The 18931-nt window shown below is 65.3% G+C and carries 17 protein-coding genes; 4 read left to right on the top strand and 13 right to left on the bottom strand.

What is annotated here, in order from left to right:
• The first annotated feature begins 61 nt into the window (after positions 1–61).
• Complete coding sequence (locus tag D2N39_RS08920) at positions 62–1672, top strand: GMC family oxidoreductase (protein ID WP_119134442.1); 1611 nt, start codon at positions 62–64, stop codon at positions 1670–1672.
• On the opposite strand, the gene D2N39_RS08915 is transcribed toward D2N39_RS08920, so the two are convergent.
• The 4 genes from D2N39_RS08915 to D2N39_RS08900 all read right to left on the bottom strand — a co-directional run bounded on the left by D2N39_RS08915 (position 1656) and on the right by D2N39_RS08900 (position 5312).
• Positions 1656–2285, bottom strand: coding sequence for a flavin reductase family protein (locus D2N39_RS08915; RefSeq protein ID WP_119134441.1), 630 nt, complete (start codon positions 2283–2285; stop codon positions 1656–1658). The genes D2N39_RS08920 and D2N39_RS08915 overlap by 17 nt on opposite strands.
• The gene (locus D2N39_RS08910; protein ID WP_119134440.1) at positions 2286–3212 is read right to left on the bottom strand and encodes a carbon-nitrogen hydrolase family protein; all 927 of its coding nucleotides are present in this window, start codon (positions 3210–3212) and stop codon (positions 2286–2288) included.
• Between the two features lie 86 nt (positions 3213–3298).
• Complete coding sequence (locus tag D2N39_RS08905; protein ID WP_119134439.1) at positions 3299–4189, bottom strand: fumarylacetoacetate hydrolase family protein; 891 nt, start codon at positions 4187–4189, stop codon at positions 3299–3301.
• A 7-nt stretch (positions 4190–4196) separates the two neighbouring features.
• A complete protein-coding gene (locus D2N39_RS08900) occupies positions 4197–5312 on the bottom strand; it encodes a cupin domain-containing protein (RefSeq protein WP_119134438.1) in 1116 nt (371 codons plus the stop codon).
• 126 nt (positions 5313–5438) lie between these two features.
• On the opposite strand from D2N39_RS08900, the gene D2N39_RS08895 reads away from it, so the two are divergent.
• Positions 5439–6071 carry a GntR family transcriptional regulator gene (locus D2N39_RS08895; RefSeq protein WP_119134437.1) on the top strand — a complete coding sequence of 211 codons (633 nt, stop codon included), beginning with the start codon at positions 5439–5441 and terminating at the stop codon, positions 6069–6071.
• Between the two features lie 4 nt (positions 6072–6075).
• On the opposite strand, the gene D2N39_RS08890 is transcribed toward D2N39_RS08895, so the two are convergent.
• On the bottom strand, positions 6076–6711 hold the full coding sequence (locus D2N39_RS08890; RefSeq protein ID WP_233557097.1) for an SH3 domain-containing protein: 636 nt from the start codon (positions 6709–6711) through the stop codon (positions 6076–6078).
• Positions 6712–6910: 199 nt separating this feature from the next.
• Here D2N39_RS08890 and D2N39_RS08885 point away from each other — a divergent pair, with 199 nt between their 5' ends.
• On the top strand, positions 6911–7897 hold the full coding sequence (locus tag D2N39_RS08885; RefSeq protein ID WP_119134436.1) for a 2-hydroxyacid dehydrogenase: 987 nt from the start codon (positions 6911–6913) through the stop codon (positions 7895–7897).
• A gap of 73 nt (positions 7898–7970) precedes the next feature.
• Here the strand turns inward: D2N39_RS08885 and D2N39_RS08880 are convergent, their stop codons facing one another.
• The 6 genes from D2N39_RS08880 to D2N39_RS08850 all read right to left on the bottom strand — a co-directional run bounded on the left by D2N39_RS08880 (position 7971) and on the right by D2N39_RS08850 (position 14962).
• Complete coding sequence (locus D2N39_RS08880) at positions 7971–8765, bottom strand: carnitinyl-CoA dehydratase (RefSeq protein WP_407645554.1); 795 nt, start codon at positions 8763–8765, stop codon at positions 7971–7973.
• A 5-nt stretch (positions 8766–8770) separates the two neighbouring features.
• Positions 8771–10759: an acetate--CoA ligase family protein gene (locus D2N39_RS08875; RefSeq protein WP_119134434.1), complete on the bottom strand. Its 1989-nt coding sequence runs from the start codon at positions 10757–10759 to the stop codon at positions 8771–8773.
• A gap of 284 nt (positions 10760–11043) precedes the next feature.
• A complete protein-coding gene (locus D2N39_RS08865; RefSeq protein ID WP_119134432.1) occupies positions 11044–12207 on the bottom strand; it encodes an acyl-CoA dehydrogenase family protein in 1164 nt (387 codons plus the stop codon).
• A gap of 38 nt (positions 12208–12245) precedes the next feature.
• Positions 12246–13703, bottom strand: a complete 1458-nt coding sequence (locus D2N39_RS08860) for a carnitine 3-dehydrogenase (protein ID WP_119134431.1) — start codon at positions 13701–13703, stop codon at positions 12246–12248.
• A 27-nt stretch (positions 13704–13730) separates the two neighbouring features.
• A complete protein-coding gene (locus tag D2N39_RS08855; RefSeq protein WP_119134430.1) occupies positions 13731–14051 on the bottom strand; it encodes a hypothetical protein in 321 nt (106 codons plus the stop codon).
• Complete coding sequence (locus tag D2N39_RS08850) at positions 14048–14962, bottom strand: BKACE family enzyme (protein WP_119134429.1); 915 nt, start codon at positions 14960–14962, stop codon at positions 14048–14050. The genes D2N39_RS08855 and D2N39_RS08850 overlap by 4 nt, the downstream gene beginning before the upstream one ends.
• Before the next feature lie 73 nt (positions 14963–15035).
• Between D2N39_RS08850 and D2N39_RS08845 the strand changes: the two genes are divergently transcribed.
• Positions 15036–16007, top strand: a complete 972-nt coding sequence (locus D2N39_RS08845; protein ID WP_119134428.1) for a GlxA family transcriptional regulator — start codon at positions 15036–15038, stop codon at positions 16005–16007.
• Between the two features lie 59 nt (positions 16008–16066).
• On the opposite strand, the gene D2N39_RS08840 is transcribed toward D2N39_RS08845, so the two are convergent.
• Together D2N39_RS08840 and D2N39_RS08835 are read right to left on the bottom strand one after the other, a co-directional pair.
• Complete coding sequence (locus tag D2N39_RS08840) at positions 16067–18085, bottom strand: M3 family metallopeptidase (protein WP_119134427.1); 2019 nt, start codon at positions 18083–18085, stop codon at positions 16067–16069.
• Between the two features lie 62 nt (positions 18086–18147).
• The gene (locus D2N39_RS08835) at positions 18148–18930 is read right to left on the bottom strand and encodes an amino acid ABC transporter permease (protein WP_119134426.1); all 783 of its coding nucleotides are present in this window, start codon (positions 18928–18930) and stop codon (positions 18148–18150) included.
• Between the last annotated feature and the right edge of the window lies 1 nt (position 18931).

Here is an 18931-nt window from a genome sequence, read left to right as displayed (position 1 = left end):
CAAGGAAGGCTCCAGTCAACCGAACCGTTAATCTGCTTTGAAACGGCAGGATGACGGTGCGATGAACGACAGCGATTTTATCATCGTGGGGGCTGGATCGGCCGGTTGTGCTTTGGCCTATCGCTTGACGGAATCCGGCAAATTCCGTGTCACACTGATTGAGGCAGGTGGCAGCGACGCGCGGTTTTATGTCCAGCTTCCTTTGGGTTATGGAAAGCTCTTCTATGACCCTGCGGTCAACTGGCTTTACAAAACCGAACCTGATCCCGGCTTGGCGGGCCAGCGCGATCACTGGCCGCGGGGGCGGCTGCTGGGGGGGTCGTCCTCGATCAATGCGATGGTCTGGATCCGGGGGCATCACGCGGATTACGAAGAATGGGGCCAAGCCGCGCCGGGCTGGGGCTGGTCGGAGGCCCTGCCCGCCTATCGCGCCATCGAGGATAACGAGGCCGGGGCGGATGTGTTTCGCGGACGCGGTGGCCCGCTGTTCATCTCGGCCAACCGGACAGGCTTGCATCCGCTCGTGCACAACTATCTGGAAGCCTGCGCCGAGGCAGGGCTGCCCACCACCCCCGATTTCAACGGCCTGTCACAGGAAGGTGCCGGGGTCTATCAGATGACGATCAAGGGGGCGCGGCGCAATTCGGCGGCGCGGGCCTTCCTGCGCCCGGCCATGAAGCGGCCGAACCTGCGGGTCATCACAAAGGCGCAGGTGACGCGGGTGCTGTTCGAGGGCCGCCGCGCGGTGGGGGTGGAATACCGGCAGGGCAATGCCACCCACAGCCTGCGCACGAAGGGCGAGGTCATCCTGTCAGGCGGTGCCGTGAACTCACCGCAGCTTCTGCAACTGTCGGGCATCGGGCCGGGCGCGCTGTTGCAGGGGCTGGGCATCCCGGTCCTGCATGACAATCCGAATGTCGGCGCGCATCTGAGCGACCATCAGGGTATCAACTACACCTTCCGCATGAAGGTGCCGACCTATAACGATGAGCTGCGCCCGTGGTGGGGAAAGTTGCGGGCGGGGATGCAGTATTTCCTTGGGGGCGGCGGGCCGCTGGCGAAATCCATCAACCATGCGGGTGGGTTCTTCCGCACCAGCGCCGCAGAGCCGCGCCCCAACATGCAGCTTTACATGCAGGCGTTTTCCACGCTGCTGCCAAGGGACGGCGAGCGCCCGATCCTGACGCCCGATCCCTTCCCCGGCCTGTCACTGGGCCTGTCGAACTGCCGTCCGACCTCGCGCGGGCATATCCGGCTGAAATCGCCCGATCCGCTGGCACACCCCGAGATCGTCGCCAATGCCTTCAGCACCGATCACGATGTGGCGGAGATGCTGCTGGCGGTGAAATATCTGCGGCATCTGGCGGCACAGCCCGCCATGGCGGCAGTCATTGCCGAGGAACTGCGCCCTGGGCCGGAGGTCAGCACCGATGCGGCGCTGATCGAGGATTTCCGCAAACGCTCGGGGACCGTATATCACCCCTCCTGCACCTGCCGGATGGGCAGCGATGCAGCGACCAGCGTTCTGGACCCGCTGCTTCGGGTGCGGGGGGTAGAGGCGCTGCGGGTGATCGACGCCTCCAGCTTCCCGAACCTGATCGCAGGCAATACCAACGCGCCCGCCATCCTCATGGGCTGGCTGGGCGCGCAAAAGATCATGACGAGCGTTTGAAGGTTGCCCAGGTCGGGCGCGGCATTTCAAACGTGTCCTGGCTGCGGATATAGGTCGCGCCGAAGCCGCGGCCGACGAGGTTCAGGCCCGGCGTATCGACATGGCCCCGCGCGGCATCCTTCACGAAGGCGTCGGCGATATGGATGGCCAGCACACGGCCGACGACCAGTGCCTGATGCGGGCCGGTCACCACGGTCGAATGGTTGACGCATTCAAAGCTGACCGGGCTTTCGGCAATGCGCGGCGGCTTCACATGGGCCGAGACCGCCGGGGTGAGGCCCGCCAGTTCCAGCTCGTCCACCCCCGGCGGGGCATCAACGGCGGTCACATTCATCTGCGGCGCCAGCGCCTCGGGCACGAGGTTCACCACAAACTCCCCGGTGTCGAGGATATTGCGCGCGCTGTCCTTGAAGCCGCGCTGCGCATCGCCAAGGATCCCCAGCGCCACCACCGGCGGCTCGGTCCCCATGACGTTGAAAAAGCTGTAGGGCGCGGCGTTGATCCGGCCTTCGCGGTCCAATGTCGTAACCCAGCCGATAGGCCGGGGCACCACCGTCGCCGCCATCAGCTTGTAGGCGATGGCGGTGTCGATCTTGTCGAGGTCAAAGCGCATTCATTCCACCTTTGTCACGGCGCGTTTCGGGCGGGTATCCACCTCCAGCCGGAACACATCGGGACGGGCGTAATGGCCGGTCACGTCGAAGTCAAACTTGGCGCGCATCACTTCGGCGGTGTCGAGATTGGCGTAAAGGATGGTCTCGCCGTTGAAATCCGGCCCGGCCAGCACCTGCCCCAGCGGCCCGACGATGGCCGATCCGCCGCGCATCATCACCGTATTGGGGTCGTCGCCCAGCGCGCTTTCGTGATCCGGCCCGAAGGCGGCGCGGGTGATGTGCTGACAGGCGGTCAGCACGAAGCAGCGCCCCTCCATGGCGATGTGGCGCATGGTCGGCAGCCAGGTATCGCGGTCGTCGGCGGTGGGGGCGCAGTAAAGCGTGACGCCCTGGTCATACATATGCATCCTGAGGGCGGGCATGTAGTTTTCCCAGCAGATCACCGCACCGATGGTGCCGAAATCGGTCTTGAAGGCGGGCATGGTGGAGCCATCGCCGAAGCCCCAGACCAGCCGCTCGGCGGCGGTGGGCATCAGCTTGCGGTGCTTGCCGACAATGCCTTTGGCGCCGTCGAGGTAAACGGCGGTGCAGTAAAGCGTGGCGCCATCGCGTTCGATCACGCCGACCACGACGAAGGCGCCCGTTTCGGCACAGGCTTCGGCCAGCAGCGCCAGTTCCGGCCCGTCAAGGTCGATGGCCGCCGCATGGTAGCGGGCGAAGGCCGCGCGCCCCTCGGGTTTGCGCATCCCGATCGGGGCGCCGAAGCTGGCGCCCTTGGGGTAGCCGCCCAGATAGGCTTCGGGAAAGACGATCAGGCGGGCCCCATGACCTGCGGCCTCACGGATGGCGGCAGCGGCCTTTTCCGCGGCGTTCAGCGCCGACAGCGGATCGGAGGCAAGTTGTGCGACGGCGACTTTCAGGGTCATGCGGTGATTCCCGTTAAAAAGGCCGGGGGCTGTCTGCCCCCCGAGACCCCCCGAGGATATTTTTGAACAGATGAAAGGGGCAAGGATCAGAGGTTGGTTACGTCGATCACCGGGTGGCGCAGGGTGCCGATACCTTCGACCGTGGCCACGATGGTATCGCCGGGCTTCATCCATTCCTGTGGCGTGCGGCCCGCGCCCACACCTTCCGGCGTGCCAGTGGCGATGATGTCACCCGGCTCCAGCGTGATGCCCGCACTGATGTCGGCGATCAGTTCATCGACCTTGAACAGCATGTGCCGGGTGTTGGAGCGCTGCTTTTCCACCCCGTTGACCGTCAGCCAGAGATCAAGCATCTGCGGATCGGGGATTTCGTCGGCGGTGACGATGCAGGGGCCGAAGGGGGCGAAGCTGTCCATGCCTTTCGAGACGATCCACTGCCCGGCGCGACGGTTGTCGCGGGCAGAGACGTCGATCATCACCGAATATCCAAAGACATGCGACAGGGCATCGGCGCGCGCCACACGGGTGGCGCGGGTGCCGATGATACAGGCAAGCTCTACCTCCCAGTCAAGCTGTTGGGTCAGCTTGCCGTTGTGGCGGATCGGCTCGCCCGGCGCGATCACCGTGGTCGGCGGCTTCGAGAAGATCACCGGCTGTTTCGGCAGATCCTTCGACGTGTCCAGCGATTTCGCGCTTTCGGCGACATGTTCGACATAGTTGAGTCCGATGCCGAAGATATTCTTCTTCGGCCGCGGGATCGGCGCCAGCAGGGTCACATTCGCCAGCGGCAGCTTCGCCTGCCAGGGCGCGGCGGGGAGTGCCGCGCGCAGGGCCTCGGTGGCGGCGGGGCCGGCCTCGATGAGGCCCAGCATGCTGTCGGGCAGGCCAAGGCGGCCAGCATCCACCACGAAGGCACCGTCGATCACACCAAGCCGGGCAGCCGCCTCGACCGAGGCGCGGTAAGTCACAAGTTTCATTCTTTCCTCACAGTATCGGCTGATGGCCGCCGTTTTCGCCAAAGGCCTGTTCGCGGTAGAGACCGAGCGCCCGCATCACCGGAATGTCGGACAGGCAGAACAGGCAGGCGTCGTCCGAGGCGGAGGCATTGACATGTTCGTGCCAGGCCCAGGAAGGCACGCAGAAGATGTCGCGCTCCTGCCAGTCGAAGCGTTTGCCGTTGATGATGGAATGCCCGCGCCCCTTGGCGACGTGATACAGGTAGCTGCCGGTATGGCGATGCGCCTTGGTATGTTCGCCCGGACGCAGCATCTGCATGCTGGCGCCCATGGTCTGCATCACCGGGCCATTGGTGACCGGGTTCACATATTCCATCATCACCCCGTCAAAGGGCGAGCCATCGGTGCATTGCGCGCGTTTCAGCAGCGCCTCATAGGTCGGCGCCCATTCGTATTTGAACATGGGGCTGTAGCGCTTGGTCCAGGTCTCGCCATAGGGTGTGAGGCCCGGATTACCCCAGGTTTTCGTCATGTCGTCAACGGCATAGCCCACGGCCTGCGACAGATCGGGGTGGACCTCGTAGAAATTCGCCTCCATCGCGTTGACGAAGGGAATATCCAGCCCGTCCTGCCAGATGCAGGGGCTGCCCTCGGCCGCGACGCCATGTTCGTGCCAGGTGCCATTGGGCGTCAGCACGAAGTCATTGGCGCCCAGCGTCATCTTGTGGCCATCGACCACCGTATAGGCGCCCGCCCCTTCCATGATGAAGCGGATGGCGCTGGCGGAATGGCGATGCGCGCTGGCGACCTCGCCGGGGTGCATGACCTGAAGACCCGCGTAAAGCCAGCCGACCGCCGCCGCCACATCCGCGCGCCCCGGATTGCGCAGATAGATCACCCGGCGCCCCGCCTTTTCCGGCGTCACCAGATCGACCGAGCGCAGCACCTTGTCGCGCAGGTCGGCATAGCGCCAGACCACCGGCACCGACTGGCTTTGCGGCTCCCATGGCTCGATCTTGTTGGCCACGGTCCAGAGCGCGCCGGCGCTGAAACGGTTCAGATCGTCGTAATAGGCCAGCAGCTCCGGCGTATCCTCGACATTGGCGCGGCCTGCCACGTCCTCGCGGTGGTTTTCGTGCTTCATCGCTGGGCCCTCTTTCAAACCTGAAACAAGACTGCGGCATGAAATTTGCGATGTAAACATAAATTTTCGAAAATTTTCTTGTGGCGGCGCCAAGAGCCGCATAGCAATGTCAGACAGGAGGAAGTGATGACCCTTGCCGATACCGCCTATGACAGCCTGCGCCGCGACATCATGCGCGGTCACCTGCCGCCGGGTCAGCCCCTGCGGCTGGAGGCGCTTCGGTCCCGATACGACATGGGCTTCTCGCCCCTGCGCGAGGCGCTGAACAGGTTGCAGTCCGAACGGCTGGTGGTGTCGGCCTCGATGAAGGGCTTCATCGTGGCGCCGCTGTCGCTGCCCGAGATGTGGGAGGCGATCGAGGCGCGCGTTCTGGTGGAAACCGAAGCGCTGCGCCTGTCGATCCTGCGGGGGGATGATGTCTGGGAAGCCGGCATTGTCGCCGCGCTGCATGCGCTGGGGCGGGCAGCAGCACGCGGCGAGCCGGAGGCGCTGGAGGCGCGACATGCCGAGTTTCACCTGTCGCTGATTGCCGCCTGCGGATCGGGCTGGCTGCTGGATTTTGCGCGCAAGCTGTCCGCCGCGACAGAACGATACCGGGCGCCCGTGCTGGCAGGGGATACCGCGCCGCGGGATGTGCAAGGCGAACATGCGGCTTTGGCCGAGGCGGCACTGGCGCGACGGGCAGACGAGGCCCCCGCCCTGCTGGCTGTGCACTACCGGCGCACGGGCGAGCGGATCGCGGCACGCATGGCGGCCTGACGCCTTATTCGACGACCTCGCCAAGGTCCACGCCCCAAAGCGCCGCCTTGATCACCCAGCCCTTTTCCCCTTCGGCGCTGATCCGGCACCAGTCGGGTGTGCACTGCTGAACGCGCGCCACCACGCCGCGTTCGGCACGGGCCACCACCTCGGCCTGCGGATCGGGGCCGGCGCGGAAATCCGCAAGCTCTGCCATGATCACAACGGAACGCACGCCCGACAGCAGCGAGTAATGCACCCAGCCGCCAAAACCTTCCTGATCCTCGACCCGGCGCCAGTTTTCGTATTCCGCGGTCACCTTCAACGGCATCCCGGCGCGCTTGAACACCCAGTCGATACGATGGCTGAGCCCCGGCCCGCGCCGGGCATTGCCCTCGCCGGTCTTGAGCGTGACATAGCGCGGCAGCGGAAGGTTGGTCACCTGCCCCCGGCCCGGCTGGGCGGTCTGTTGCGGCACGGCAGTCTCAACGGGCGCGACCTCGGGTTGCGGCTCGGGTGCCACCTGTTCAGGCACCGTCTCGCTGCCCTCAACGGGCTCAAGCCCGCCCTCGGCCGAGCTTTGCGCCCAAGTCGCCTGACCCAGCATCATCCATCCGGTCATCAAAACCGCCGCCAGCCGCATGCCGCTTCCCGTTCGCATGTCCATATCCGTCCGCTTCCGCCTGCCAATTCACCCGCCGGGACCGGCACAACCGCCCCCGGAGAAATATTCTGCCCATGTTTCGCGCATATCGACGCAACATTGTTACTCGGGGCTTGTAGCCCGCCCCGTAAGGCGGCACTTTGCCAGCAAGAAGACCGATTTGGAAGTGCCGGTCTCGAAAGTCGAGGGAGGACATATGCCCGCCAAACGCCTGAGCGTCATCGTGACGCGACGACTGCCCGAGGTCGTCGAAACCCGGATGAAGGAACTGTTCGACGTCGAATTGCGCGACCCGGACATTCGGATGTCGCGCGATGAACTGGCCGATGCGATGAAACGCTGCGATGTGCTGGTGCCCTGCGTGACCGACCAGATCGACGCTGGCCTGTTGGGACAGGCGGGCGAGCGGCTGAAGCTGATCGCCAACTATGGCGCGGGGGTCGATCACATCGACGTGGCCACCGCCCGCTCGCGCGGGATTCTGGTATCGAATACACCCGGCGTCGGGGCAGAAGATACCGCCGACATGGTGATGGGGCTGATTCTGGGCGTCGTGCGCCGTATCCCCGAGGGCATGGCCGAGATGCAGGCCGGACGCTGGAGCGGCTGGTCCCCGATGGCACATCTGGGCGGCCGGATCGGCGGGCGACGTCTGGGTATCCTTGGCATGGGGCGAATCGGCCAGGCTGTCGCGCGCCGCGCGCGGGTCTTCGGCATGCAGATCCACTATCACAACCGTCGCAAGGTCCACCCTTCGATCGAGCAGGAACTGGAGGCGACCTATTGGGAAAGCCTTGACCAGATGATCGCCCGCATGGACATCATTTCGGTCAACTGCCCGCATACGCCCTCGACCTTCCATCTGCTGAATGCACGGCGTCTGAAACTGCTGAAACCCAGCGCAGTGGTGGTGAACACCTCGCGGGGCGAGGTGATCGACGAGAACGCCCTGACGCGCGGCCTGCGCGCGGGCGAGATCGCGGGCGCCGGGCTGGATGTGTTCGAGCATGGCCATGAGGTGAACCCGCGCCTGCGCGAGATGAACAATGTCGTCCTGCTGCCGCATATGGGTTCGGCCACCGTCGAGGGCCGGGTCGAGATGGGCGAGAAGGTTTTGATCAATATCAAGACCTTCGCCGATGGCCACCGCCCGCCGGATCAGGTGGTGCCGGGGATGCTGTAAGGCGTTCCCCCGGCGGTGCGCCATGCCACCGCCGGGGAATTTTGAGTATTTTTGCAAGAAGCAAAGGGGGCGGTCAGCGCCCCTTCCAGACCGGATCGCGTTTTTCGGCGAAGGCGCGCGCGCCTTCCAGTTGATCCTCGGAGGAATAGAGCCGGTCCACCGTGGCGAACTGCCGTTTGGTGATGCGGTTGAGCGCATCCTGAAAGCGCAGCGCCTCGGCCTCGCGCACCACCTCCTTGATGGCGGCATAGACCAGCGGCGGCCCGGATTCGAGCAGCCGCGCCAGATCCCAGGCTTTCGGCAGCAGATCTTCGGGCGTGGTGATCTCGCGCAGGAGCCCCCAGCGCAGCGCCTCCTCTGCGTCAAACCAGCGGCCGGTCAGCAGGAGGTCCATGGCGACGTGATAGGGGATGCGTTTCGGCAGCTTGATCGAGGCGGCATCTGCCACCGTGCCCGAGCGGATTTCGGGCAGCGCGAAGGTCGCGTTGGCCGAGGCGAGGATCAGGTCGCAGGACAGCGCAAGTTCCAGCCCGCCGCCGCAGCAGATGCCATTCACCGCCGCAATCACCGGCTTGTTGAGGTTCGGCAGTTCCTGAAGCCCGCCGAAGCCGCCGACGCCGTAATCGCCATCCACCGCATCGCCATCGGCGGCAGCCTTCAGATCCCAGCCGGGGCAGAAGAATTTCTCGCCCTCGGCGCGCAAAATCGCCACGCGCAGGCTGTCATCATCGCGGAAGGCGCGGAAGGCGAGGCCCATGATGCGGCTGGTCGCAAGGTCGATGGCATTGGCCTTCGGCCGGTCGAGCGTCACTTCGAGGATCGCACCCTCGCGCCGGGTGCGGATCGGCCCCTCGGTCAACATGGTCATTTCGGTCATTCGGCCCTCCGTATCAATGCGTCCACCGCCACCGCCCCGCTTTCGCACAGCAGCACCGGGTTGATTTCGATTTCCTCAAAGCCATCGTCGCCCGCCATAAAGGCGCCGAGGCGCAGCGCAATGTCGATGAAGGCAGCGGTATCGGGGCGCGGCCGACCGCGATAGCCGTCAAGCAACGGCCAGAGCCGCAGGCCCCGGAGCGCCGTGTCGATCTGATCGGCGGTAACCGGCCAGACCAGCGTGGCGGTATCAGCCAGCACCTCGGCGGTGACGCCGCCCATGCCCAAGGTCAGCGTCAGCCCATAAACCGGATCGCGGCGCAGGCCCAGCAGCATTTCGGCCAGAACGCCGGTCACCATTTCTTCTGCCAGATAGCCGGTGGCGCCGGGCATCTCGGCCTGGCCGTCCAGCGCGGCGAGGCCAAGGCGCACCGCCCCCGCCTCGGTCTTGTGGGCAAAGCCGAGGCCCTTCAGCGCGAAGGGAGCGGTGAGTTGGCTGGTGTCGAGATCGGCGAGCCGGGACGCGCTGACCGCGCGCGGCACCGGCACGCCCGCCTGCGCCAACAGAGCTTTGCCCGTAGCCTCGTCGAGCAGCCGGGTCTTGCGGGCGGGCAGCGCCGGAACCGGGCGCCAGCCGGGTTGACCCGGCGCAACCTGTGCCGCTTTCAGCGCCTCCAGCGCGGTATCAAGGCCCATCATTGGCACGACGCCGCGCGCCATGAAATCCGTCGCCAATGCCTCGTCGAAATTCTCGGGCAGTGAGGCGACAGCGAAGGCCGGGCGGCCGGTTGCCGCCTGTGCGGCCGCCACGGCCTCCAGCGCCGGGCGGAAACTGGCAGGATCGCAGCGGTCGGGGCGCGGCGGGTCGATGATGAAGATGCCGGCATCATAGGCAGCCAGCATCGTGGAGAAGACATCGGTGGTGCGCGGACCGTCTCCCCAGATGAAGGTGTGATAATCCAATGGGTTGGAGATGGTGACGATTGGCCCGAGGATCTCGGCCAACCGGGCGCGGGTCATTTCGGGCACAGGGGGAAAGACGATTCCCGCGGGATCGGCCAGATCGGCAACCAGCCCCGCCTCGCCGCCCGAGCAGGAGAGCGAGCAGAGCCGTTCGCCAAGTCCGGGGCCATGGATGTGTAATACCTTCAACACCTCCAGCAGCGCGGGAAGGCTGGCCACTTCGGCCACGCCGCATTGTCGCAGGAAGGCGGTCGAGGCTGCTCCCCCCCCGGCCAGAGAAGCCGTGTGCGAGGCCGCCGCCGCGCGTGACGCTTCCGTCTTGCCGGATTTCACCGCGACGATCCCCTTGCCCGCCACACGCGCCGCTTCGGCCAGTGCAGCGAAAGCCGGGGCGTCGTCGATGCCCTCGATGTAAAGGCCCAGCGCCGTGACCCGTTCATCCGCCAGCAGCGCCCCAGCCAGTTCGGCCAGCCCCACCTGCGCGGCATTGCCCAGACAGGCAACATAGGCCACCGGAAGGGCGCGCGCCTGCATCGTCAGGTTGATGACGATATTCGACGATTGGGAAAGCAGTGCGACGCCCCGCTCCACCCGCTGCCCGCCGTGCTGGTCGGGCCACAGCAGCCCGCCGTCAAGGTAATTGATGACGCCATAGCAGTTCGGCCCGAGGATCGGCATCTCCCCCGCAGCCGCCACCAGATCGGCCTGCAAACCGGCCTCCCCCGCCTCTTCCCAGCCGCTGGCGAAGCAGATGGCGCCACCGGCGCCCATGGCGGCAAGTTCGCGCACGACCTCTACCGTGGCGAAACGGTTGACGCCAATGAAGGTGGCATCGGGCGGTTCAGGCAGGTCAGCGAGCGAGGGGTAGGCTTTCAGCCCGCCGATCGTCTCGCGTTTGGGGTGCACCGGCCAGACCGGGCCATCGAACCCCATCTTGCGGCATTGCTCGATGACATTCTCGGCCCATCCGGCACCGAGAACCGCAATGGAGCGTGGGCGCAACAGGCGATGGAGGCGCGTCATATCCGCCCCTCCACCCCGTGCCCGAGGCCGGGGGCTGTCTGCCCCCGGACCCCCGAGGATATTTTTCGACAGAAAATGGAAGCACCCCGCTCGCCCTTGGCAAACGAGGTGCCATTTCCTGTCACGGCCATCGGCGTCCCCGCCTGTTCCGCAAGGCCACACTGGCCGATTCCAATGAAGAAGTGGTTAACGCGCAAGATCAGGCTCATTTTCTGTCGGAAAATATCCTCGGGGGGTGAGGCGCGCATGCGCCGAGGGGGGCAGACAGCCCCCCTGCCGTGGTCTCAGCCGCCAACCGCACGCAGGAGTTCGCGCGAAATGATGTGACGCTGGATCTCGGAGGTGCCCTCCCAGATCCGTTCGACGCGGGCGTCACGCCAGATCCGTTCCAGCGGCAATTCATCCATCAGCCCCATGCCGCCGTGAATCTGGATCGCCTCGTCGGCAATCATCGCCAGCACCTCGGTCGCCTTCAGCTTGGCCATGGACATATCGGCCTCGGTCACCGAGCCCTGATCAAACTTCCAGGCCGCTTCGCGGGTCAAGAGTTCCGCCGCCTTCAGTTCCATCGCCATATCGGCGAGCTTGAAGCTGATCCCCTGAAACTTGCCGATCTGCTGGCCGAATTGCTTGCGTTCGGCGGCATAGCTGATCGCATGTTGCAACGCCCGATCAGCGCGGCCGAGGCAGGTGGAGGCCACTTGCAGCCGCGTCGCACCCAGCCAGGTGTTCGCTACCTCGAAGCCCTTATGCACCTCGCCCAGAACTGCCGCATCCGGCAAACGGCAATTGTCGAATTCCAGCACCGAATTGGTGTAACCGCGGTGGCTGACATTGCGATAGCCGTCACGCACGGTGAAGCCCGGTGTGCCCTTATCGACGAAGAAGGCGGTGATCAGCTTCTTCTTGCCGCGCGGGGTGTCTTCCTCGCCCGAAGCCATGAAGACGATGGCGAAATCGGCCAGATCGGCGTGGCTGATGAAATGTTTGGTGCCGTTCAGAACCCAGTCGCCGCCCTCGCGCTTTGCACTGGCGGTCATGCCGCGCAGGTCCGACCCGGCACCGGGTTCGGTCATGGCAAGGCAATCCCATTTCTCGCCCCGGATACAGGGAAAGAGGTATTGCTCGCGCTGTTCGGCGCTGCCCGCCAGCAGGATGTTCGAGGGCCGCGCCACGCAGGTCCAGTGCAGGGCATAGTTCGCCCTGCCCAGTTCACGCTCGTAAAGCAGCCATGACAGCGTATCGAGACCGGCACCGCCCACCTCTTCCGGCATGTTCGCGGCATAGAGTCCGGCGGCAATAGCCTTGGCCTGAAGCTCGCGGATCAGGTCCATCCGCAGATGGCCGGTGCGTTCCACCTCGGCCTCATGCGGGTAAAGTTCGTTTTCAACGAAGGCGCGGGTCGTTTCGACGATCATGCGCTGTTCTTCGGTCAGTCCGAAATCCATCTGTTCGCCCTTCGGGTCTTGAGGAAAGAAGCGGCCGGTCAGGCCCTGCGCTGGCCGACAAAGCGCCCGGCGGCGTCGGGCCGGGGCAGCGCCTTGTGGGCCTGAGTGATGGGATCAAGCTTCGCAAGCACCTCGGGCGCGGCGGCGCAGGTCTTGTTGGCCTTCATGTCCACATGCAACAGCATCTGTTCAAGGCTTGCCACCACCTCGTCGCCGCGCTGGATACGGATGAACACATGCAGCCGCTTTTCATCGGCGCCCAGCACCTGAAGCGTGCCGGTCAGCCGGTCGCCCAGCTTGCATTCGCCCAGATGCATGATGTGCGTTTCGGCGGTGTAATAGCTGTGTCCGGCGGCAACGTAATCCATCCCCGCCCCGATCAGCCGCAGGAAGGCATCCGAGGTTTCGGAGGCCGCGAACAGATAGCGGCTTTCGGTCATGTGGCCGTTATAGTCGATCCAGCCGGGCAGTACCTGCATCTGCGCCATGACCAGCGGCGCGCCGGTCGGCGCCGCATCGTGGAAGGTCACGGCGCGGCGGGCGTCATGGTCACGCAGTACCTTGCCCGCGCCCCAGTTGCGATCCTTCAGCGCCCGCAGGAAGCCGATCAGGTTGCTGTCGCGAATCCGTTCCAGCTCGCGGATCGAATGGTGGCCGGATTGCGCGTCGGACTGGCCCGCGATCAGGTCCACAAGCTCGTCATTGAATTCCGGCACATCGGTCAGCTTGGTCCAGGGCCATTGCAGACAAGGCCCGAATTGCGCCATGAAATGCTTCATCCCGGCTTCACCGCCCGCAACGCGATAGGTTTCGAAAAGCCCCATCTGGCCCCAGCGCAGGCCAAAGCCCATGCGGATGGCCTCGTCAATCTCCTCGGTGGTGGCCACGCCATCCTTCACCAGCCACAGTGCCTCGCGCCAGACGGCCTCAAGGAAGCGGTCGGCGATATGGGCGTCGATTTCCTTGCGGACATGCAGCGGGAACATGCCGATCTCGCGCAGGATTTCCTTGGCGCGTTCAATGTCCTGGACGGCGTTCTTCGGGCTGGGCACCACCTCGGCCAGCGGCAGCAGGTAGACCGGGTTGAAGGGGTGCGCCACGAAGATTGTGCCGGGATTGGCGGCATGTTCCTGCAATTCCGAGGGTTTGAAGCCCGAGGTGGACGATCCGATCAGCGTCGCGGGCGCCGATTGCTGGATCTGGGCAAAGACGCGGTGCTTCAGGTCAAGCCGTTCAGACACCGATTCCTGAATGTATTCGGCGCCTTCCACCGCTTCGGTGATGGTGCCGGCAAAGCTCAGCTTTCCCTCGGCGGGCATCGGCACATCCGACAGTGCGGGCAGCGCGGCACGGGCATTGGCCAGAACCTCGCCGATCTTGCGTTCTGCCTGCGGATCGGGGTCGAACACCGCCACATCCCAGCCGTTCAGCAGGAAGCGTGCGGCCCAGCCGCCCCCGATCACCCCGCCACCAATGATTGCCGCCTTACGCGCCATGTTCGTCCTCGTCCTGATGGGTTCGCGTCAATCGACGCAGATGCTTTGCGGCTGGCCGGTCTCGTCCAGATAATCCCGGCAGCCGAAGGGGTTGAGATTGGGGGCACAGGTGCGGCTGGCCGACAGGCAGTCGCCCGCGCAGTCGCTGGCCCTGGTGCAGGATTTGCCGGCATCGGGCGCGCGTTTCACGCAGAACTCGCCGCCCAACAGCCCCGCAATACCGATCTGCCCACCCTTTGCGGTGCAATCGGCCTTTTCGGTCGCCGTCATCGACGGGCGCGGCGGCGCTTCGGCCTCGGGCTGGCAGGCCGCCAGCACCAGAAAGACCAGCGCCGCCAGCCGCCTCATTTCGCCACCGGCGCGCGCTTCTCCAGCTTCAGCTTCGCGCGCACCTCGGCGGGCGTCAGCACCCGCGCGCCCATGTTGGAGATGACGGTCACCGCGCGTTCTACCAGTTGTGCGTTGGTCGCCAGCACACCCTTATCGAGCCAGAGGTTATCCTCCAGCCCCACGCGCACATTGCCGCCCGCCAGGATCGAGGCTGCCACATAGGGCATCTGGTGCCGCCCCAGCGCAAAGGCCGACCAGTGCCAGTGCTTCGGCACATTGTTCACCATCGCCATGAAAGTGTTCAGGTCATCCGGCGCGCCCCACGGCACGCCCATGCAAAGCTGCACCAACACCGGATCGGGAATGATGCCCTCTTCCGCAAGTTGCTTGGCAAACCACAGATGGCCAGTGTCGAAGGCCTCGATCTCGATCCGCACGCCACTCGCCACCATGCGCGCTGCCATGTCGCGCAGCATGCCGGGGGTGTTGACCATCACATAATCGGCTTCGGCGAAGTTCATCGTGCCACAGTCGAGCGTGCAGATCTCGGGTCGGCATTCCACCACATGCGCCACACGCTCAGCCGCGCCCGCCATGTCGCTGCGTGCCGACATGCGGTTCATATTTTCCGTGCCGTCGAACAGCAGGTCACCGCCCATTCCGGCAGTCAGGTTCAACACCACATCCGTCGCGCTGTCGCGGATACGTTCAGTCACTTCGCGGTAAAGCGCCGGGTCGCGGGCGGGCTTGCCGGTTTCGGGGTCACGCACATGACAATGCACCACCGCCGCACCCGCCTTTGCCGCCGCGATGGCGCTTTCGGCGATCTGCGCCGGGCTGCGCGGCACATGGGGCGAACGGTCCTGCGTGCTGCCCGAGCCGGTCACGGCGCAGGTGATGAAGACTTCGCGGTTCATGGCCAAGGGCATGGCGTTCCTCCTGTGATCTGGGCGCGAGATTAGCGGGCTTGTCGGCGCGCGCTTTGCAGTTTACGAAATCCGCATGGCAAAACCCGCAACGATCTTCGCCGCATCGCAGCAACCGCTTTCGCTGGCTTTGCTGGTGCTGCCACATTGCTCAATCCTCGAGGTCGCCTCGACACTCGATCCGCTGCGCTCGGCCAATCGCCATCTGGGAACCGAGGCCTACCGCTGGCGTGTGGTGTCCCCCGATGGCGGGCCGGTGCCGCTGACCTGCGGGATCGAGCTGCCCTCGTCGGGCGCGCTGGCCAGCGCCGAAGGGGCCGATGTGCTGATCGTCATCGCGGGTTACCGGCAATCCGAAGTCACCACCAAACCGCTCCTGCGCGATCTGCGCCGGATCGCCCCGCGCTTTCGTGCGCTTGGCGGCATCGACGCCGGTGGCTGGGTGCTGGCGCGCGCCGGGTTGCTCAACGGCCAACGTGCCACCGTGCATTGGGAAGATCTGGAGGATTTCGCCGCCGCCTTCCCCGAAATCGAGGTGACGCCCGACCGCTTCACCCTTTCGGGGCGCTATTTCACCGCCGGCGGTGCGGCGCCCGCCGCCGACCTGATGCTGCACCTGATCCGCTCGCGTCATGGTCCGGCCACGGCGCTTCAGGTCGCGGCCAGCTTCGTCACCACCCCGCGCCCCGGCACCGAGCCGCAGATCACCGCCACCCGCCCGGACCCGAGGCTCGACGCCCGCGTCGCCCGCGCCATCGCCCGGATGGAGGCGCGGCTCGACAGCCCTGAAACAGCGGCCGAGACTGCCGCCGCGCTTGGCCTCTCCCCCCGTCGGCTGGAGCAATTGTTCCGCGAAAACCTTGGTCTCTCGCCCGCCGCCCACGCGCTTGGCCTGCGCTTGCAGGCCGCCCGGCGGCTGTTGATCGACACCCGCCACCCGTTGACCGAAATCGCATTGCGCACCGGCTTTTCCAGCGCCGCCACCCTGACGCGCGCCTTCACGCTGAAATTCGGTGCCCCGCCCAGCACCTTGCGCAAGACCCGCTGACACCTGCGCATCACCGGGTCTTGCTTCTTGCAAAAATACTCAAAAGACGACTGCTGCCCTCAGGCCACGTCCAGAAGCCCGCGCCCTTTCAGCAGCGCCTCAACCCCCGGCATCCGGCCGCGGAATTCCAGATACAGCTCCTCCGCCGGACGCGAGCCACCGGCCGAAAGAATGAATCTTTCCAGCTTCGCCGCCGTTTCGGGATCGAAGGCATCGCCGGTTTCCTCAAACGCCGCGAAAGCGTCAGCATCCATCACCTCGGACCACATGTAGCTGTAATAGCCCGAGGAATAGCCGTCGCCGGAAAACACATGCGCGAAATGCGGCGTGGCGTGGCGCATGCGGATCGCATGCGGCATGCCCAGTTCGGCCAGAACCTCGGCCTGTTTCTGCATCGGATCGGCGGGCGCTGCGCCTTCGTGAAACGCCAGATCGACCATGGCCGAGGCCACGAATTCTACCGTGGCGAAGCCCTGATCGTAGGTGCCCGCGTCCAGCAGCCGTTTCAGCATATCGGCAGGCATCGCCTCGCCGGTCTGCCAGTGCTTTGCGTGGGTTTCCAGCACTTCGGGCACTTCCAGCCAATGTTCGTAAAGCTGGCTCGGCAGTTCCACAAAATCGCGCGCCACGCTGGTGCCGCTGATGAAACCATAGGTCACATCCGACAGCATCTGGTGCAGCGCATGGCCGAATTCATGGAACAAGGTGCGCGCATCGTCATAGGACAGCAGCGCCGGGTCACCCTTGGCGAAGTTGCAGATATTCACCACGATCGGCCGCACATCCTGCCCCAGCCGTTTCTGGCTGCGCATCGCCGAACACCAGGCGCCCGAGCGTTTGGACCCGCGCGCGAAGTAATCGCCGATGAACACCGCAACGTGCTGACCCTTGCGCGTCACCTCCCACGCCCTTGCGTCCGGGTGATACATCGGCACGTCCAGCGCGTGAAACTCCAGCCCGAACAGCCGGTTGGCGCAGTCGAAACAGGCAGAAATCATCGCCTCAAGGCTCAGATAGGGTTTCAGCGCCGCCTCATCCAGATCATGTTCGGCCTTGCGGCGCTTTTCGGAATAATAGCGCCAGTCCCATGGCTCCAGCGGGCCCGCAATGCCATCGGCATGCAGCATCGCCTCCAGCACCTTGGCATCCGCCTCGGCCTTGGCGCGCGCGGGCGCCCAGACCCGCAGCAGCAGGTCGCGCACGGCGGCCGGGGTCTTGGCCATTTCCGGTTCCAGCTTGAAATCGGCAAAGCTCGCATAGCCCAGAAGATGCGCCCGCTCTTCGCGCAGCTTCAGGATTTCCGCCGCAATGGCGCGGTTGTCATGGTCATTGCCATTGGCGCCGCGCGCCACCCAGGCCTCGTAGGCCTTTTCGCGCAAGGCGCGGCGGGGAGAGAATTGCAGGAAGGGCACGATGAGCGAACGGCTGGTGGTGATGACCGGCCCCGCCACGCCCTTTTCGGCGCCCGCCGCCCGCGCTGCCGCCACGGCGAAATCGGGCAGGCCTTCCAGATCCGCCTCGGCCAGTTCCATGAACCATGTGCGCTCTTCCGCCAGAATGTTCTGGCTGAACTGCGTGCCCAGCACGGCGAGGCGCGATTTCACTACCGTCAGGCGTTCGGCCTCGGCACCGTCCAACAGCGCGCCGGAACGCACGAACATCTGGCGGTAAAGCTCCAGCACACGCGCCTGTTCGGCAGTCAGGCCCAGCGCCTCGCGCCCCTGCCACAGGGTTTCCACCTTGGAAAACAGCGCTTTGTTATTGGTGACCTCGGACGAAAACGCGCTCATCTTCGGCGCCAGATCGCGCATCAGCGCCTCGCGCGCGTCGGTGCTATCGGCTCCGGCGAGGTTGTAAAACACCCCCGCCACCCGGTCGAGCGTGCCTTCCGCCAGTTCCAGCGCCTCGATCACATTGGCAAAACTCGGGGCCTCGGCGTTCCCGGCAATTGCGGCAATCGCCGCGCGGGCCTCGGTCAGACCGGCCTCAAAAGCAGGCGCAAAATCCTCATCGCGGATCGCGTCGAACGGCGGCAGTTCAAACGGCCCCTCCCAGGGGGCAAGCAGCGGGTTGGTCATCGGCAAATCTCCTTTGGCGCAGAGCCTATCAGCCCCGCCGCCAAGGTCCAGATGCGCTCGCCCTATCGTGTATCGCGCCCGCGCAGGTGCCGCTCCAGCCGCCGCAGCGCCAGTGAGGCGCTGACGGTCAGCGTGAGATAGATCAGCGCCGCCGCATTATAGGTTTCGAAATAGCGGAAATTCCCGGCCGAGGTGACCTTGGCAAGCTGCGTCACATCGGCGACGCCCAGCACGCTGACAAGGCTTGAATCCTTCACCATGGCCACGAAATCATTGCCCAAGGGCGGCAGGATGGTGCGGAAGGCCTGCGGAAACACGATCAGGCGGAACCGCTGCCAACCGTTCAGCCCCAGTGCCATCGCGGCCTCGATCTGCCCGCGCTCAACCGAGGCCAGGCCAGCGCGGAATACTTCGGCCAGAAAGGCGGAATAGGCGATGGTCAGCGCGATCACCGCCCGCCACAGAAGCGAGACATCGCGGGCGCGGATTTCCGGCAAACCCGCCCAGTTCCATGCCGCCACCAGCGCAGGCACGGCGGCGAAGGCGACGTAGAGCAGCAAGACGATGATCGGCACACCTCGCACGATCTCGGTGTAAAGCCGCACCGCCTGCCGGATCACCAGCCGCTTCGACCCCGCCCCCACCGCCAGCAAGAGGCCCAGCACGGCGGCGGACAGGAAGGCCACCACTGTCACCATCAGGGTGATGCCGATGCCCTTCACCAGCTTCTGCATGATCTGGGCATAGACCGGGCTGGACCAGACCTCATAAAACAGCCAAAGGCCCGTCGCGCCCAGCACGACGAGCCACCAGGGAAAATCCTGCTCCGGGGTCTTTGCGGCCATC

The organism is Gemmobacter lutimaris (genome assembly GCF_003570715.1).
Taxonomy (GTDB): domain Bacteria; phylum Pseudomonadota; class Alphaproteobacteria; order Rhodobacterales; family Rhodobacteraceae; genus Gemmobacter; species Gemmobacter lutimaris.
This window is presented reverse-complemented; position numbering and strand designations above follow the sequence as displayed.

Bases quoted from the DNA above. Each gene is read 5' to 3' on its own strand.
- D2N39_RS08840 (WP_119134427.1), bottom strand. From the start codon at position 18,085: ATGACCAACCCGCTGCTTGCCCCCTGGGAGGGGCCGTTTGAACTGCCG.
- D2N39_RS08845 (WP_119134428.1), top strand. From the start codon at position 15,036: ATGGCAAAACCCGCAACGATCTTCGCCGCATCGCAGCAACCGCTTTCG.
- D2N39_RS08900 (WP_119134438.1), bottom strand. From the start codon at position 5,312: ATGAAGCACGAAAACCACCGCGAGGACGTGGCAGGCCGCGCCAATGTC.
- D2N39_RS08865 (WP_119134432.1), bottom strand. From the start codon at position 12,207: ATGGATTTCGGACTGACCGAAGAACAGCGCATGATCGTCGAAACGACC.
- D2N39_RS08835 (WP_119134426.1), bottom strand. From the start codon at position 18,930: ATGGCCGCAAAGACCCCGGAGCAGGATTTTCCCTGGTGGCTCGTCGTG.
- D2N39_RS08895 (WP_119134437.1), top strand. From the start codon at position 5,439: ATGACCCTTGCCGATACCGCCTATGACAGCCTGCGCCGCGACATCATG.
- D2N39_RS08880 (WP_407645554.1), bottom strand. From the start codon at position 8,765: ATGACCATGTTGACCGAGGGGCCGATCCGCACCCGGCGCGAGGGTGCG.
- D2N39_RS08920 (WP_119134442.1), top strand. From the start codon at position 62: ATGAACGACAGCGATTTTATCATCGTGGGGGCTGGATCGGCCGGTTGT.
- D2N39_RS08875 (WP_119134434.1), bottom strand. From the start codon at position 10,759: ATGACGCGCCTCCATCGCCTGTTGCGCCCACGCTCCATTGCGGTTCTC.
- D2N39_RS08860 (WP_119134431.1), bottom strand. From the start codon at position 13,703: ATGGCGCGTAAGGCGGCAATCATTGGTGGCGGGGTGATCGGGGGCGGC.
- D2N39_RS08905 (WP_119134439.1), bottom strand. From the start codon at position 4,189: ATGAAACTTGTGACTTACCGCGCCTCGGTCGAGGCGGCTGCCCGGCTT.
- D2N39_RS08850 (WP_119134429.1), bottom strand. From the start codon at position 14,962: ATGCCCTTGGCCATGAACCGCGAAGTCTTCATCACCTGCGCCGTGACC.
- D2N39_RS08885 (WP_119134436.1), top strand. From the start codon at position 6,911: ATGCCCGCCAAACGCCTGAGCGTCATCGTGACGCGACGACTGCCCGAG.
- D2N39_RS08910 (WP_119134440.1), bottom strand. From the start codon at position 3,212: ATGACCCTGAAAGTCGCCGTCGCACAACTTGCCTCCGATCCGCTGTCG.
- D2N39_RS08855 (WP_119134430.1), bottom strand. From the start codon at position 14,051: ATGAGGCGGCTGGCGGCGCTGGTCTTTCTGGTGCTGGCGGCCTGCCAG.
- D2N39_RS08915 (WP_119134441.1), bottom strand. From the start codon at position 2,285: ATGCGCTTTGACCTCGACAAGATCGACACCGCCATCGCCTACAAGCTG.
- D2N39_RS08890 (WP_233557097.1), bottom strand. From the start codon at position 6,711: ATGCGAACGGGAAGCGGCATGCGGCTGGCGGCGGTTTTGATGACCGGA.